Origin of the sequence: Pantoea sp. GbtcB22 (assembly GCF_019091025.1) — a bacterium.
GTDB lineage: Bacteria > Pseudomonadota > Gammaproteobacteria > Enterobacterales > Enterobacteriaceae > Pantoea > Pantoea leporis.
The window spans coordinates 279631-295870 of the sequence record NZ_JAGXKB010000003.1 but is presented as its reverse complement, the minus strand read 5'-3'; the positions used below and the strand labels follow the sequence as shown (position 1 = coordinate 295870).

16 protein-coding genes are annotated in these 16240 nt (G+C 57.6%); 13 read left to right on the top strand and 3 right to left on the bottom strand.

Annotation, left to right across the window (positions count from 1 at the left end):
• Positions 1–82 precede the first annotated feature (82 nt).
• Positions 83–1264 (top strand): MFS transporter, encoded by a 1182-nt coding sequence (locus tag KVT28_RS12725; protein ID WP_217548748.1) that lies wholly within the window; start codon positions 83–85, stop codon positions 1262–1264.
• Here the strand turns inward: KVT28_RS12725 and KVT28_RS12720 are convergent.
• Positions 1227–2663: a PLP-dependent aminotransferase family protein gene (locus KVT28_RS12720; RefSeq protein WP_217548747.1), complete on the bottom strand. Its 1437-nt coding sequence runs from the start codon at positions 2661–2663 to the stop codon at positions 1227–1229. The genes KVT28_RS12725 and KVT28_RS12720 overlap by 38 nt on opposite strands.
• 86 nt (positions 2664–2749) lie before the next feature.
• On the opposite strand from KVT28_RS12720, the gene KVT28_RS12715 reads away from it, so the two are divergent.
• Positions 2750–3193 (top strand): rhodanese-like domain-containing protein, encoded by a 444-nt coding sequence (locus KVT28_RS12715; RefSeq protein ID WP_217548746.1) that lies wholly within the window; start codon positions 2750–2752, stop codon positions 3191–3193.
• On the opposite strand, the gene flk is transcribed toward KVT28_RS12715, so the two are convergent.
• Both flk and KVT28_RS12705 read right to left on the bottom strand, forming a co-directional pair.
• A complete protein-coding gene (flk, locus tag KVT28_RS12710) occupies positions 3190–4221 on the bottom strand; it encodes a flagella biosynthesis regulator Flk (RefSeq protein WP_101763630.1) in 1032 nt (343 codons plus the stop codon). The genes KVT28_RS12715 and flk overlap by 4 nt on opposite strands.
• Positions 4222–4334: 113 nt before the next feature.
• Positions 4335–5240 (bottom strand): DMT family transporter, encoded by a 906-nt coding sequence (locus KVT28_RS12705; RefSeq protein WP_110866554.1) that lies wholly within the window; start codon positions 5238–5240, stop codon positions 4335–4337.
• 94 nt (positions 5241–5334) lie between these two features.
• Here KVT28_RS12705 and KVT28_RS12700 point away from each other — a divergent pair, with 94 nt between their 5' ends.
• The 11 genes from KVT28_RS12700 to KVT28_RS12650 all read left to right on the top strand — a co-directional run bounded on the left by KVT28_RS12700 (position 5335) and on the right by KVT28_RS12650 (position 16050).
• Positions 5335–6114 (top strand): helix-turn-helix domain-containing protein, encoded by a 780-nt coding sequence (locus KVT28_RS12700; protein WP_101763632.1) that lies wholly within the window; start codon positions 5335–5337, stop codon positions 6112–6114.
• A gap of 56 nt (positions 6115–6170) precedes the next feature.
• Positions 6171–7295: a 4-phosphoerythronate dehydrogenase PdxB gene (pdxB, locus tag KVT28_RS12695; protein WP_110866556.1), complete on the top strand. Its 1125-nt coding sequence runs from the start codon at positions 6171–6173 to the stop codon at positions 7293–7295.
• A gap of 101 nt (positions 7296–7396) precedes the next feature.
• Positions 7397–8407: an aspartate-semialdehyde dehydrogenase gene (locus KVT28_RS12690; protein ID WP_217548744.1), complete on the top strand. Its 1011-nt coding sequence runs from the start codon at positions 7397–7399 to the stop codon at positions 8405–8407.
• Complete coding sequence (truA, locus tag KVT28_RS12685) at positions 8407–9213, top strand: tRNA pseudouridine(38-40) synthase TruA (protein WP_217548742.1); 807 nt, start codon at positions 8407–8409, stop codon at positions 9211–9213. Before KVT28_RS12690 ends, truA begins: the two co-directional genes overlap by 1 nt.
• A gap of 36 nt (positions 9214–9249) precedes the next feature.
• Complete coding sequence (locus KVT28_RS12680; protein WP_101763636.1) at positions 9250–9903, top strand: DedA family protein; 654 nt, start codon at positions 9250–9252, stop codon at positions 9901–9903.
• A 132-nt stretch (positions 9904–10035) separates the two neighbouring features.
• The gene (gene accD / locus KVT28_RS12675) at positions 10036–10944 is read left to right on the top strand and encodes an acetyl-CoA carboxylase, carboxyltransferase subunit beta (RefSeq protein ID WP_008105205.1); all 909 of its coding nucleotides are present in this window, start codon (positions 10036–10038) and stop codon (positions 10942–10944) included.
• Between the two features lie 126 nt (positions 10945–11070).
• Entirely contained in the window at positions 11071–12336 is a 1266-nt protein-coding gene (gene folC / locus KVT28_RS12670; protein WP_217548740.1) for a bifunctional tetrahydrofolate synthase/dihydrofolate synthase, read from the top strand.
• Positions 12326–13075, top strand: a complete 750-nt coding sequence (dedD, locus tag KVT28_RS12665) for a cell division protein DedD (protein WP_217548738.1) — start codon at positions 12326–12328, stop codon at positions 13073–13075. Before folC ends, dedD begins: the two co-directional genes overlap by 11 nt.
• Positions 13076–13324: 249 nt before the next feature.
• Positions 13325–13810, top strand: a complete 486-nt coding sequence (gene cvpA, locus KVT28_RS12660; RefSeq protein WP_064739347.1) for a colicin V production protein — start codon at positions 13325–13327, stop codon at positions 13808–13810.
• A gap of 36 nt (positions 13811–13846) precedes the next feature.
• Complete coding sequence (gene purF / locus KVT28_RS12655) at positions 13847–15364, top strand: amidophosphoribosyltransferase (RefSeq protein ID WP_101763639.1); 1518 nt, start codon at positions 13847–13849, stop codon at positions 15362–15364.
• 116 nt (positions 15365–15480) lie between these two features.
• Complete coding sequence (locus tag KVT28_RS12650) at positions 15481–16050, top strand: UbiX family flavin prenyltransferase (protein ID WP_061717852.1); 570 nt, start codon at positions 15481–15483, stop codon at positions 16048–16050.
• The last annotated feature ends 190 nt before the right edge of the window (positions 16051–16240 follow it).

Below are 16240 nucleotides of genomic sequence, written 5' to 3'. Positions count from 1 at the left end.
TTTAGCTTAGTGTGAACCAAATATCCCGTTTCTGTTTTGGCAGCAAGCGCGTGTCTGGTTATTACAAGGAGTTCGACCCACCATGACCACGACTGCTGACGCGCAAACGCAATCCGTTATGCCGCTGGCCTGCACCTCCTTTGCGGTATTCCTCACCTATCTGACCGCTGGCCTCGCGCTGCCGGTCATCCCGCTGTATGTCCATCATGAACTCGGCATGAGTAACCTGATGGTTGGCGTGGCGGTGGGAATACAGTTCTTCGCCACGCTGTTGACGCGCAGCTTTGCCGGGCGTCGAGCGGATCAACACGGTGCGAAACTCACCACTCAGCACGGCATGCTGGCCATCGCGCTGGTGGGCGTGGCGTATCTGGCGGCCGCGTTGTTACCGGTTTCTCCGTGGACGAAGTTTGGTTTGCTGGCGGTAGGGCGCTTGCTGTTAGGATTCGGCGAAAGCCTGCTGCTGACCGGCAATCTGACCTGGGGCATGGGATTGGTGGGCAGCAAACGTTCCGGATTAGTGATGTCGTGGAACGGCATGGCGATTTACGGATCGCTGGCGGCTGGCGCACCGCTCGGCTTGCTGATCAATCAGCACGGCGGTTTTGCTGCTCTCGGCGCGGTTGCGCTGCTGTTGCCGCTGCTGTCGCTGGCGATTAATGGCTGGATCGGCAAAGTGCCGGTGGTGGGCGGCGAGCGGCCATCGCTGCTTAGCGTGGTGAAAACCATCTTTCAGCCGGGACTGGCGCTGGCGCTGCAGGGCACCGGTTTTGCGGTGATCGGCACCTTTACGTCACTCTATTTTGCTGCGGAAAACTGGGGCAACGCCGGTTTTGCGCTGACCGCCTTCGGCTGTGCGTTTGTGCTGGTGCGCGTATTCTTTGGCGGCTTGCCGGATCGTCACGGCGGCGTAAAAGTAGCGATGATCTCTTTGCTGGTGGAAACCGCCGGTCTGCTGCTGCTGGCGTTCGCCACTTCTGGCTGGATGGCGCTGATTGGCGCGGCTTTGACCGGCTGCGGCTGCTCGCTGATCTTCCCGGCGCTGGGCGTTGAAGTGATTAAACGAGTATCGCCACAGATTCGCGGCACCGCGCTTGGCGGTTTCTCTGCATTTCAGGATATCGCGTACGGTGCCAGCGGCCCGTTGACCGGCTTACTGGCGACGGCGCTGGGTTACGGCTCGGTCTATGTTGCGGGTGCCTGTTGTGCGGCGCTGGGCATTCTGGTTACCTGGAGGTTTGCGCGGGCTGCGACAACAGCGTAACCAGCTTATCACAGGCGCTGACAATCTCCCCGGGTGTCAGCGCCGCAAAGCCCAGTAGCCAGCCCGCTTGCTGCACTTCACCGGCATAAAGCGGCGACAGGCGCGGCAACAACAATCCGCTCTCTTTCGCCTCGGCGGTTAAGTGCGCTTCATCCCCTTGCAATAGCCGCACCGCCAACTGTAACCCGCCAGCCGCCGGCAGCGGCTCAAGCCAGGGTGTTAAGCGCGTTTCGATCTGCTGCAGCAAGCAGTCACGTCGGCTGCGATAGAGTTGACGCATCAGGCGCAAATGGCTGGCAAAATGGCCTTGTTGCAGAAACTCTGCGCAAATCGCCTGCGGCAGCAATGCGCTGTGACCATCCATCACACTGCGCGCGCGGCCCAATGGTTCCACCAGTTGTGGCGGTACCACCATCCACGCCAGCCGCAGCGACGGGAACAGCGTTTTGGAGAAAGTGCCGAGGCAAATCACCCGACCATCCGCGGCTAATCCTTGTAGCGCCGGAGCCGGGCGATCCTCGTAGTGAAATTCGCTGTCGTAATCGTCCTCAATCAGCCAGCTATCCTGCTGCCGCGCCCACGTCAGCCACTGCAAGCGCCGCGCCAGACTCATTGCTGTGCCGGTGGGATAATGATGCGCCGGCGTCAGATAGACCAGTTTCGCGCTGCCGCTGAGCGGCACTGCGCCTTCTGAATCCAGCGGCATGGCGCGACAGCGCGCACCGGCGGCAAGAAACGCGTTGCGCGCGCCGGGATAACCCGGCTCTTCCAGCCACACTTCGTCACCCGCATCAAGGAACATCAACGCCAGCAACTGCAGCGCCTGCTGTGAGCTGGTGAGGATCACCACTTGCTCCGCGGTGCAGTGCACGCCGCGTGACAGCGCCAGATAATCCGCCACCGCCTGCCGCAGTGATGGCAATCCAAGCGGATCGCCGTAACCCATCACTTTGCTGCCCAGCGAGCGCTGCACCTGATTGCTGATGCGACGCCACTGCGTATGTGGGAAGGCGCGTAACTCGGGTGAACCGGCGGCAAAGGCGTGTGGAAAGGGCGGATCCTGACAGCCGCCCGTTGCCAAAACCTGCAGGCCACGCTGAGAAAAGTGTGGTGAGCGTTCGGTGCGGGTTTTGCTGGTGGGCGACGCCATGCAAATCGAAACAAACGTCCCGCGTCCGCCGTGACGCTGCAGATAACCTTCACTTTCAAGCTGCGCATACGCTGCCTCCACCGTAACGCGCGACAGCGATAGGTCCGTGGCTAACTGGCGGCTGGACGGCAGTTTCTGCTCATGCCGTAGATGCCCATTGGCGATGGCCTGGCGCAAAGTATTGCACAGTCGCTCACGTAAACCGCCCTGAGTTTGATGGCTAAACAGCGCGAGAAAAGATGTGGTCACGGTGGTCTTATCGCTATGGTGGAAGTGGTATCAATATGCAGACCACTTTGCCGTAAACTGCGGGGAAATCACAACAGGAGAATGCGATGTCAGCGGTCTTAAAAATTGCCCCAGTCAGCGCCAGCGAGAGCGTGGCGTATCTGCAACATAAACTGGCGTACTACACCGATGCGTGGGATTTAGCAGAGGATTTGGCGCAGGGCATCACGACGATCGTGGTGATTGATGCGCGCGCTGATGAGGCTTATCAGGCCGGACACATTTGCGGTGCACTTTCGTTTCCACATCGCACCATGAAAGCGGAATCCACGGCGCATCTCGATCGCAGCAAGGTCTACATCACCTATTGCGACGGCATCGGCTGTAACGGCTCAACCAAAGCCGCGCTCAAGCTGGCGTCGCTGGGTTTTCAGGTCAAGGAGTTGATTGGCGGGCTGGATTTCTGGAAACGCGATGGCCATCCAATGGCGTGGGGCGCGGCAGCGGGTGAGTGGCCACTCACCACGCCCGCTACACACTGCGGCTGCTAGATAAACAGCCACAGCAGGAAGATAAACAGGAAGATGCCAACAATCAGCGTTAACGCTGGGCGCTGGGCCAGCGGCTGCGGCAGCATCTGGATAAACGGCGACCAGATGGGCTGCGGCCGAATTTCGCTATCGGCCAGCGGCTGTTCGTGCAGTTTCTCGGCGCGGCGGCTAAACAGCAGATTCAGCAGATCCTGCGTCTGCGCTGGCGTCAGCACGGTGGTCGGCAGCGCCTGGAAACGTTGCTGGCTGTAATCTTCCAGCAGTCGCTGCTCATCATGGGTTAACGGCTGGCGCAGTGAGGTTTCCAGCATCTGCAAGGTTGGCGCACTGTGCTGAGCCAGCGTCTGGCGCACCTGCAAATATTGCGTCAGCAGCGGGAAGTGGCGTGAGGGAATCGGATCGCCACTTTTCAGATTCACCAGCTTCAGCGTATCGGCCAGCAGTTTCACTGGCGATTCACCGGTTTTCGCCGCAAGGCGCGTCACCTGCTGATTCAGCGACTGCTGTTCTGCCGGCAACAAGCTGCGATCGGACACGCGCGTTTGCTGCGGCTGCGGGATCGCCATCTGACCGTTTTGCAACATCGTCAGCACCTGACGCAGCTGATCCTGCGACAACGCGCTCAACACCGTTTGGTTAAACTGCTGACGAATAAAATCGCTCACCGCCTGGCGATTATTGCCCTGCGGCAATTTTTCCAGCAGCTGTTGCAGCAGCTGGCGCGTAGCAAGACTGTTTTGCACCTGGGTTAAGCGACCGTTGAGATGCTGCTCCGCCGCCGGAAAGTGGCGCGATTGCAGCTCCGCCTCACTCTTCACCCCGACTTCATGCCGCACGCCAGCCCAGAGTTCCGGCGCTTTTAGCGTACTCAAAGACATAATGCGAACAATCAGACGTTCCAGCGTGGTGCGCTGGGCAGGAGAAAGCGGCTGCTCACCGGCTGGACCGCCAGGTCGCGTTGGGCCAGTGGCCTGAGATAAAGGGGAACGATCGCCCGCGGGCACACCGGGACCGCTGAGAGGTTGCATGGCGGAATCCTTGAAAAACGGGTCAGATCCGGGTGCGCCGGAAAAAAGAGGCCACATCATAGCAAAAGCCCCCAGGAAATCCACGGGGGCTGCGGCCTTTCCGGATAATAAAGTCAGGCGGCGGGATCGGGAAGGGTTGCGCTGCGCGGCTTACGCAGCGGGGTTTTCAGCCGTTGCGCCAGAATAACACCGACTAACGTCATGCCGCCGCCAATCCAGTGATAGCCATGCAGCTGCTCATGCAGGAACATCACGGCAATAATGGCCGTAAACGCCGGCACGAAGTTCATGAATATGCTGGTGGTGCTGGCGCCCAAACGCTGCACGCCAAGGATCCACAGGAACGGCGCGATGATCGACGCAAACAGCCCGGCATACAGCACCAGCGGCAGATTGTGCATGTTGAGCGTGACATCCGGCGCGCGCAGGAAGCCAGGCAGCAACAGCAGCACGCCAAAGAAAATCTGCACATACAGGCTTTGCCAGGTCGGCAGCGGAATCGCCCAGCGCTTGGTCAGCACGCCGTACAAGGCGTACGAGGTCGATGCTGCCAGCATCATCAATTCGCCATTGCCGAGCCGTTGATTCAGCAGCTGCGCCGGATTGCCTTCGCTCACCAGCCACACCAAACCAGCGAACGACAGCACGCCGCCAATCAGAATGCCGCGCGTCGGCGCGAGGCGCAGCACAACCAGACTGAGCAGGATGGTCAGCAGCGGAATGGTCGCGCCGAGAATTCCCATCATCACCGCAGAAACGCTGTGCGCCGCGTAATAGGCGAGACTTTGATACAGCACCATGCCAAGCAGACCCAGGAACAGCAATCGCCAGCCGTTGGCTTTAATGGTGTGACGATGGCGCCACACGCCCGGCAGGCAAAACGGTGTTAGTACTACTAGCGCCAGCAGCCAGCGATAGAAGGAGATCGCCGCAGGATCGATACTTCCCGCCGAGAGTTTGCTGACGATAGTGTTGATCGACCAGATCAATACCGCGATCAGCGGAAACAGTAAATTCATGATACAGCTCCTCAGATAATCGCGAATAGTTTACGTTTGACCGGTTTAAAGCAGATAGTTAAAATCGGACAATATTTGTTAGTGACCGGACAGAATGAATCTACAAGTCGAATACCAGCCGCCGATTGATGCGCCTTTGCTGCGCTTCTTCATGCGTTATGACGAGGTCAACGCCAAAACCGAATACCTCACCCATGTGCATGATTGGGGTCAGGTGATTTTCGTCACCAGCCACGTGCTGGAGATGGAAGTGGAGGGCGAACGTCTGCTGACGCCCGCAGATATCCCGATCTGGATTCCGGCCGGCCATCGTCACAGCAGCTACAATCACAACGAAGCGCGTTTTCGCACCTTTAATCTCGCCGCCGATCTCTGCGCGGGCCTGCCGGATAAAGCCTGTTTATTGCATGTTGATGCCATTGGGCACGCCATCATGAATGATTTTGCCCGCCGTGAACTGGAGCAGCCGCAAACGCAAGCCGACTGGCGCATGTGTGAAGTGTTGATCGATCGCCTGCGTCTGGCACCGGTGCATAACAGCTTTTTGCCGATGTCGGATGACAAATTCCTCGCGCCGATTCTGCGTGCGCTTGAAGCACATCCCGGCGATAACACCACGCTGGCACAATGGGCGAAGCGCGTGTTCACCACCGAGCGTACGCTAGCGCGACGCTGTCAGCAGCAGTTGAATATGTCATTCAGCGAGTGGCGGCAGCGTTTACGCTTTCTGCGTGCTATCGCGCTGCTGGAGCAGGGCTGCAGCGTGCAGGGCATCGCTCACGAGCTGGGTTACAGCTCGGCGTCGGCGCTCATTGTGATGTTCCAGCAGCAGGCCGGTACCACGCCCGATCGCTATCGCAGTCGGTTAGGTTAATCCCCGGCTTTATGGCAAAATACGCGCCTTAAATTTTTGCAGACAGGACCGCCGCAGTGAAAATTCTCGTCGATGAAAATATGCCTTATGCCCGTGAACTCTTCAGCCGCACCGGCGATGTGCTTGCGGTGCCGGGACGTCCGTTGCCGGAAGCTGAGCTGCAGGACGCCAGCGGATTGATGGTGCGTTCCGTCACCAAAGTGAATGCGGCACTGCTGGCCGGTACGCCGGTGAAGTTTGTCGGCACCGCGACCGCCGGCACCGATCATATTGATGAAGCATCACTGGCGGCGGCAGGCATCAGCTTCTCTGCGGCGCCTGGCTGTAATGCCATTGCGGTGGTGGAGTATGTGTTTTCCTCGCTGCTGCTGCTGGCGGAGCGCGATGGTTTTGCACTGCGCGATCGCACCGTGGGCATTGTTGGCGTGGGGAATGTTGGCGGCCGCCTGCAGAAGCGTCTGCAAGCCTGGGGCGTGAAAACGCTGCTGTGCGATCCACCGCGCGCCGATCGTGGCGATCAGGAAACCTTCCATTCGCTGGATGATCTGGTGGCGCAGGCCGACATCCTGACCTTCCACACGCCGCTGTTTAAAGATGGCCCGTATAAAAGCTGGCATTTGGCCGATGCGGCGCTGCTGATGGCGCTCAAACCCAACACTATTCTGATCAACGCCTGCCGCGGTGCGGTGGTAGATAACGCGGCGCTGCTGGCAGTGCTGAAGATGCGCCACGATCTTAGCGTGGTATTGGATGTGTGGGAGCCGGAGCCGGATCTGTCGCTCGATCTGCTGGATAAAGTGGATATCGCCACCGCCCATATCGCTGGCTACACGTTGGAAGGTAAAGCGCGCGGCACCACGCAAGTGTTTGAAGCCTGGTGCGACTTTATCGGCCAGCCGCAACAGGTGGCGTTGGAAAGCCTGCTGCCGGCACCTGAATTCGGTTCTGTCACCCTGCGCGGCAAGCTCGATCAGCCAACGCTAAAACGCTTAGTGCATCTGGTGTATGATGTGCGCCGCGACGATGCGCCACTGCGTAAAGTGGCGGCAAAGCCAGGCGAGTTTGATCGCCTGCGCAAGCAATATCAAGAGCGTCGTGAATGGTCATCGCTGCAGGTGCATTGCGATGATGCGGAGACGGCTGCGATGCTCAATCAGCTTGGCTTCCGCGCCAGTTTGTAAAGAAATTTCAATCACCTGCACTATTGCGGGGGATAATTCCTAAATCTCGGGCGATGTTTTCATCGCCTTCTGTTTTTGTGTCAATCTCTGGAGTAACCAACATGTCTGACGGCTGGAATATCGCGCTTTTGGGCGCAACAGGCGCAGTAGGGAACGCTGTACTGGAACTGCTGGCTGAACGCCAGTTCCCGGTTGGTGAGTTGTATTTGCTGGCGAGTGAAAACGGTGCCGGTGAGAACAAACGTTTTGAGGGACGTACCGTGCTGGTGCAGGACGTGGCCGAATTTGACTGGACGCAAGTGCAGCTGGCGTTCTTCACTGCGGGTCGTGAAGCCTCGGCGCGCTATGCCGAAGAAGCCGCCAGCCAGGGTTGTCTGGTGATCGATAGCAGCGATCTGTTTGCGCTCGAACCGGATGTGCCGCTGGTGGTGCCGGATGTGAATCCACAGGTGCTGGCGGATTACCGCAATCGCAACATCATTACCGTTGCCGACAGCCTGGTAAGCCAGCTGCTGTGCTCAATCAAACCGCTGGTGGATCTGGCCGGTCTGAGCCGTTTGCAGGTTACCAACCTGATTGCGGCCTCCAGCCATGGTAAAGCGGCGGTTGATGGTTTGGCCGGTGAAAGTGCGCGTTTGCTGAACGGCGTGCCGGCGGAAACGCACTATTTTGGCCGCCAGCTGGCGTTCAACATTTTGCCGCTGCTGGCGGACAGCAATGGCAGCGTTGAGAGCGAACGTCGCGTGGTTGAGCAGGTACGTAAAGTGCTGCAGGACGAAGGTTTGCCGATCGCGGTAAGCAGCGTGCAGGCGCCGGTGTTCTATGGCAATGCGCAGATGGTACACGTGGAGAATCTGCGTCCGCTCTCTGCAGAAGAAGCGCGCGATGAACTGGGCCGCTCCGGTGATATCAACCTGAGTGAAGAGAGCGATTACCCCACGCAGGTGGGCGATGCGTCCGGCAGCGACGTGCTGAGCATTGGCTGCGTGCGCAATGATTACGGCATCCCAGAGTTGCTGCAGTTCTGGTCTGTGGCAGACAACATCCGCTTCGGCGGTGCACTGATGGCGGTGAAAACCGCTGAGAAACTGGTGCAGGAGTATTTCTATTAATGTTGCCTGAAGGGAAAACGCTTAAGCTGGCGTTGGGTATTGAATACGATGGCAGCCGTTATTACGGCTGGCAGCGGCAAAATGAAGTGCGCAGCGTGCAGGAAAAGCTGGAAAAGGCGCTGTCGAAAGTGGCGGATCATCCGGTGGTGGTGTTCTGCGCGGGCCGCACCGATGCTGGCGTGCATGGCACCGGGCAAGTGGTGCATTTTGAAACCACCTCATCGCGTGCTGACGCAGCCTGGACGTTGGGCGTGAATGCCAATCTGCCCGATGACATCGCGGTGCGCTGGGTGAAAGCGGTGCCGGACGAGTTTCATGCGCGTTTTAGCGCCACGGCACGCCGCTATCGCTACGTGATTTACAACCATCGGCTGCGTCCGGCGATTCTGGGCAATGGCATTACCCATTATTACCATCCGCTGGATGCAGAGAAGATGCAGCGCGCTGGTCAGGCGCTGATTGGCGAGAACGACTTCACCTCGTTCCGTGCGGTGCAGTGTCAGTCACGCACGCCGTGGCGCAACGTGATGCATCTCAACGTCACGCGTCATGGGCCGTATGTGGTGGTGGATATCAAAGCCAATGCATTTGTACATCACATGGTGCGTAATATTGTCGGCAGCCTGATGGAAATCGGCACCGGCAACCAGCCGGAAGAGTGGATGGCGACGCTGCTCGCGGCCAAAGATCGTAAGCTGGCGGCGGCGACCGCCAAAGCCGAGGGGCTTTATTTGGTAGCGGTGGATTATCCATCCCACTTTGCATTACCTCAGCCTGCGTTGGGACCGTTGTTCCTCGCGGATTAACCGTTAATTGTTGGGTGTTAGGGGAGTTGTGGTTATATGGATTTCATCCACTTTTTAGTCGATTTTATTCTGCATATTGATGTGCATTTGGCCGAGCTGGTGGCGCAGTACGGCATCTGGATTTACGCCATTCTGTTCCTGATTCTGTTTTGTGAAACGGGTTTGGTGGTCACGCCGTTCCTGCCAGGCGATTCCCTGCTGTTTGTTGCCGGTGCGCTGGCGGCCTTGCCGGGTAACGATCTCAACGTTCACCTGATGGTAACGCTGTTGGTGATCGCCGCCATCCTCGGTGATGCGGTGAACTACACGATTGGTCGTCTGTTCGGTGAGAAGCTGTTCAGCAACCCGAACTCGAAAATTTTCCGTCGCAGTTACCTGGATAAAACCCACGCGTTCTACGATCGCCACGGCGGCAAAACCATTATACTTGCGCGCTTTGTACCAATCGTGCGAACCTTTGCCCCCTTTGTGGCGGGGATGGGACACATGTCTTATCGCCACTTCGCGCTCTACAATGTGACGGGCGCACTGCTGTGGGTGCTGCTGTTCTCTTACGCTGGTTACCTGTTTGGCGACCTGCCGGTTGTGCAGGAGAACCTGAAGCTGCTGATCGTCGGCATCATCGTGGTTTCTATACTGCCAGGCGTAATTGAAGTGTGGCGCCATCGCCGCCAGCAGAAGTCGCAGTAAGCTCGTTACCAGATTTTTATCCACAGCGTGAACGGGTTGTGGTTTAATGAGCGACATTTACGGCCTGCTGAAGGTGATTTCAGCAGCAATGAGAAGACTGGACCAGGTCAGCATTAAATAGAAAGGTCATCAATGAGCTGGATTGAACGCATACTGAATAAAAGCACTGCCACGCCAACGCGCAAAGCCAGCATCCCGGAAGGGGTGTGGACCAAGTGCGATAGTTGTGGGCAGGTGCTGTACCGCGCCGAGCTGGAGCGTAACCTCGAGGTCTGCCCGAAGTGCGACCATCACATGCGCATGCACGCCCGTGAGCGTCTGCATAGCATGCTGGATGAAGGTTCGCTGGTTGAGCTGGGCAGCGAGCTGGAACCGAAAGATCTACTGAAGTTCCGCGACTCGAAGAAGTATAAAGACCGTTTGGTCGCCGCACAGAAAGACACCGGTGAGAAAGATGCGCTGGTGGCGATGAAAGGCACGCTGCACGGCATGCCAATTGTTGCTGTGGCCTTTGAGTTCTCCTTTATGGGCGGCTCAATGGGTTCAGTGGTTGGCGCGCGCTTTGTGCGTGGCGTTGAGCAGGCGTTGGAAGACAACTGCCCACTGATCTGCTTCTCCGCGTCAGGCGGTGCACGTATGCAGGAAGCGCTGCAGTCGCTGATGCAGATGGCGAAAACCAGTGCGGCACTGGCGAAAATGCAGGAGCGCGGCTTGCCGTATATCTCCGTGCTGACTGACCCAACCATGGGCGGCGTTTCAGCCAGCTTCGCGATGTTGGGCGATCTCAACGTGGCGGAACCGAAAGCGCTGATTGGCTTTGCCGGTCCACGCGTTATCGAGCAGACCGTGCGTGAAAAACTGCCGCCGGGCTTCCAGCGCAGTGAGTTCCTGATCGAGAAAGGCGCGATCGACATGATCATCCGTCGTCCGGAAATGCGCTTTAAGCTGGCAAGCCTGCTGGCGAAAATGATGAACCTGCCAGCGCCGCAGCTGGATGGTGATCAGCCAAATGTGGCTGAGCCGGAGAGCAACGAAGCCTGACAGGCAACGGAATGAGGCAGTAATGTTTCCTTCCTCCAATGCACCGTCTACATTGAATACTTAAGGTTGCATCCAACGTGGTCCGCGACCTTAAGTTACTCGATGTATTGATTTTGAACGGGACACATGGACAAATCTCTTCCTCAAGCCACGTCGCCTTTGGCCACGTGGCTTCATTATCTTGAGCATCTGCATTCGCAGGCCATTGAACTGGGTCTGGATCGTATTCAACGCGTCGCCGCACGCCTCGACCTGCTCAAACCCGCTCCTTTTGTCTTCACCGTCGCCGGTACCAATGGCAAAGGCACCACCTGCCGCATGCTGGAAACGCTATTGATGGCCGCGGGCTATCGCGTGGGCGTTTACAGCTCGCCACATCTGGTGCGTTACACCGAACGTGTACGGGTGCAGGGCGCTGAACTGGATGAAGCGCAGCACAGCGCCAGTTTTGCCGCGATTGAAGCCGGGCGCGGTGACACTTCACTGACCTATTTTGAGTTCGGCACCTTGTCGGCCTTCAATCTGTTCCGCGCGGTGAATCTCGACGTGGTGATCCTTGAAGTCGGCCTGGGCGGACGTCTTGATGCCACCAATATTGTCGATGCCGACGTGGCAGTGATCACCAGCATCGCGCTCGATCACACCGATTGGCTGGGTCCTGATCGTGAAAGTATCGGTCGGGAAAAAGCCGGCGTGTTCCGCGCAGGTAAACCAGCAATTGTCGGTGAAGCCGATATGCCGGGCACCATCGCCGACGTCGCAGCGGAGAAGGGTGCGGTGTTGCTGCAGCGCAATCGCGACTGGCAGTGGCAGCAAACGGGTACCAGCTGGACGTTACAGGATGCGCACGGCGAGCTGCGCGATTTACCGCTGCCGCAGGTGCCGTTACCCAATGCCGCCACCGCGCTGACCGCACTGCGTGCGTCGGGTTTAACGGTAAGCGAAGCGATTATTCGTCAGCATCTGCCGCTGGCGATTTTGCCGGGGCGCTTCCAGACCGTCAGCGAAGCGCCGCGCGTCATTCTCGATGTGGCGCACAATCCGCATGCCGCTTATTATCTGGCTTCGCGTCTGGCTGAAGAGCCGCACAGCGGTGAAGTGCATGCGGTGGTCGGCATGCTGCACGACAAAGATATCGCGGGCACGCTGGCGGCGCTGGCACCACAGGTTGATCGCTGGTACTGCGCGCCGCTCGACGGTCCGCGCGGTGCCTCCGCCGATGAGCTGCTGGCTCATCTGGACGGCGGTGTGGCTTACAGCAACGTTGATGCAGCCTGGCAAGCGGCGCGTCAGCAGGCGCGTCCCGAAGATGTGATTCTGGTGTGTGGCTCTTTCCACACCGTAGCGCAGGTTATGGAATCGATGGCAGCGGAGAACGGCAGTGGCAAGTAAGTTCCAAAATCGCTTAGTCGGTACGGTCATTCTGGTGGCGATTGGTGTCATCGTCTTGCCCGGCCTGCTAGACGGTAAGAAGAAACATTTTAAAGAAGAGTTCGCCGCCATTCCGCTGGTGCCAAAACCGGACGATCAGCAGGATAGCGAAATGGTGCCGCCGGTGACGCAACCCTTGCCGGCGCAGCCGCCGGAAGGGGCGGGCGCGGCCCAGAATCAGAACGGTGGTAAAACCGCCACTAATGGCAGCGCGCAGCCCACGCAGAATAGCGAGCCCAGCGTGGTCACGCCGCCGCCGGTGCATCAGCAAGTGCAGCCGAAACCGGTGGAACAGTCGAAGCCAAAAGCGGTCGAGCAGCCGAAACCGAAGCCGGTTGAACAGCCGAAGCCAAAACCGGTGGAGCAAGCTAAGCCGAAGCCCGTCGAGCAGCCGAAACCGGTAGAGCAGTCGAAACCGGTGGAAACGCCGAAGCAGAGTGAACCCGCAGCGCCAGCTGGTCAGGCATTTGTGGTGCAGCTCGGAGCGCTGAAGAATGCGGCGAAAGTGAGCGAGATTGTGGCGCAGCTGCGTCTTTCCGGTTATCGCGCCTTTACCGTGCCGTCTACGCCGGTGCAGGGACAAATCACCCGCATTTACGTCGGTCCGGATGCCAATAAAGCGAAGCTGCAAGGCTCGCTGAGTGAGTTGCAAAGCATCTCCGGCCTCGGTGGCGTGGTGAAACCGTATAGCGCGCGATAACGCGCTGATAAGCCGCGCCAATAGCAGAAAAAGGCGCGGCTTTAAAAAATTTTGTAGCGAAGCGCGACAGGAAAATCATTGAATATCAGTGGATTAAATCACTGATAATACACAGGGCGAGGAAAGTTTTTTTCATCGCCCTTTTTGCGGAAACAGAACCGGAAAACCCTACGCAAACGTTTTCTTTTTCTGTTAGAATGCGCCCCGAACTGGATGCAGGGGTGCGATAGCACTGGGCTGGAAGAGTTCATGATCTGGATTGATTACGTCATTATTGCGGTAGTTGGTTTTTCGGCTCTGGTCAGCCTGATTCGCGGGTTTGTCCGGGAAGCCTTATCTCTCGTTACCTGGGGATGCGCGTTTTTTGTCGCCAGTCATTATTACGCCTACCTTGCAGTCTGGTTTACAGGTTTTGACGACGAACTGGTTCGCAACGGCATCGCTATCGCGGTGTTGTTTGTTGCCACCCTGATTGTGGGTGCCATCGTGAACTATGTGATCGGCTCGCTGGTTGAAAAAACCGGCTTGTCGGGAACCGACAGGGTGTTGGGTGTCTGTTTCGGGGCGTTGCGCGGTGTGCTGATCGTGTCTGCTATGCTGTTCTTTCTCGATACATTCACCGGCTTTTCTAAAAGCCCGGACTGGCAACAGTCGCAACTCATTCCCCAGTTCAGTTACATCATCAGGTGGTTTTTCGATTACCTGAAAAGCACGTCGAGTTTTTTACCCCGGTGACACCATCGGGAGTGCGGCTAATGAGGAAATGACAATATGTGCGGTATTGTTGGTATCACCGGTTTCATGCCAGTAAACCAGTCAATCTATGACGCGTTAACGGTGCTTCAGCACCGCGGGCAGGATGCCGCCGGCATTTGTACCATCGATGCTATTAACTGCTTCCGTTTGCGTAAAGCCAACGGCCTGGTCAGCGATGTGTTCGAAGCGCGCCATATGCAGCGTCTGCAGGGCAACATCGGGATTGGTCATGTGCGCTACCCAACGGCAGGCAGCTCCAGCGCCTCTGAAGCGCAACCTTTCTACGTGAACTCCCCTTATGGCATCACGTTGGCGCATAACGGCAACCTGACTAACGCCCACGAACTGCGTAAACAGCTGTTCGAAACGGGTCGCCGTCACGTTAATACCACCTCAGATTCCGAAATCCTGCTGAACATCTTCGCGCAGGAGCTGGACCGTTTTCAGCACTATCCGCTGGAAGCTGACAACATTTTTGCTGCGGTGGCGGCTGTGCATCAGCAGGTGCGCGGCGCTTACGCAGTGGTTTCAATGATTATCGGACACGGAATGGTCGCCTTCCGCGATCCCAACGGTATTCGTCCGCTGGTGCTGGGCAAGCGCGTTATCGCTGATGGCCGCACCGAATACATGGTAGCGTCAGAGAGCGTCGCGCTGGATACGCTGGGCTTCGAGTTCATTCGTGACGTAGCGCCTGGCGAAGCCGTATACATCACCGAGCAGGGCCAGCTCTCTACGCGTCAATGCGCCGAGAACCCCAAAACCAATCCGTGCCTGTTTGAATACGTCTACTTTGCGCGCCCGGACTCGTTCCTCGACAAAATCTCGGTGTACAGCGCACGCGTGCGTATGGGCACCAAGTTGGGTAACAAAATTGCCCGCGAGTGGGAAGATCTGGATATCGATGTGGTGATTCCGATTCCGGAAACCTCAACCGATATCGCGCTGGAAATCGCACGTATCCTCGACAAGCCATATCGTCAGGGCTTCGTGAAGAACCGCTACGTTGGCCGTACCTTTATCATGCCCGGCCAGCAGCAGCGCCGCAGCGCCGTTCGCCGCAAGCTGAACGCCAACCGTGCTGAGTTCCGTGATAAGAATGTGTTGCTGGTGGATGACTCCATCGTACGCGGCACCACATCCGAGCAGATCATTGAGATGGCACGTGAAGCGGGCGCGAAAAAAGTCTATCTCGCCTCGGCGGCACCGGAAATCCGTTTCCCGAACGTCTATGGCATTGATATGCCGAGCGCTACCGAACTGATTGCGCATGGCCGTGAAGTGAATGAGATCTGCCAGCTGATTAAAGCGGATGCGTTGATTTTCCAGGATCTCAACGACCTGATTGAAGCGGTGCGTGAAGAGAACCCGGATATCGCCAACTTTGAGTGCTCGGTATTCAACGGCATCTACGTCACCAAAGATGTCGATCAACAGTACCTTGAGTATCTGCAGTCGCTGCGTAATGACGATTCCAAAGCCATCGCGCGTCAGACAGAAGTGGAAGGTCTGGAGCTGCACAACGAAGGCTAAGCCAGAGGTTATGGCAGAGTAAAAGCAGGGCGGGCGCAATCCCGCCCTGTTTGTTTTTGTATTTTTGTTCAGTGAGCCGCTATCATTGCCGCAATCTGAACCTGCAAGGCTGAATTATGAAACGACTGATCATTGGTATTTCCGGCGCCAGCGGCGCGATCTACGGCGTGCGCATGTTGCAAGTGCTGCAACCGCTGGCGGAGGTGGAAACCCATTTGGTGATCAGCCCCGCCGCGCGGCAAACGCTGGCGCTGGAGACCGATTTCAGCCTGCGCGAGGTGCAAGCGATGGCCGATGTGGTGCATGACGTGCGCGACATCGCCGCCAGCATCTCATCCGGATCTTACAAGACTCTCGGCATGGCAATCGCGCCGTGCTCGATGAAAACGCTGTCAGGGATCGTGCACAGCTACAGCGATAGCCTGCTGACCCGCGCCGCCGATGTGGTGCTAAAAGAGCAGCGTAAGCTGGTGCTGTGCGTACGTGAAACGCCGCTGCATTTGGGACATTTGCGCATGATGACCACCGCCGCAGAGCTGGGCGCGCTGATCATGCCACCGGTGCCAGCGTTCTATCATCGTCCGCAATCCATCGGCGATTTAGTCGATCAAACGGTGAATCGTGTGCTCGATCAGTTTGATATTGAGCTGCCAGAAGATCTTTTCACTCGCTGGAGTGGCGCATAATGGTGCATTGATGCACTGCTCGTGTGCAAATTCGCGTGTGCGATCACTCTTCGTGCATCTTGTGCACCAAAAGTTAACAATGTCGCTTTTTCTTCCTCACACCGCTGTTATATTTCCCTCACAAACTAAGTGCTTGCGCCGCTAACCGGCGCAGTATTTAGCGCGCTTGCGCAGCGTTTAGCCAATTCGC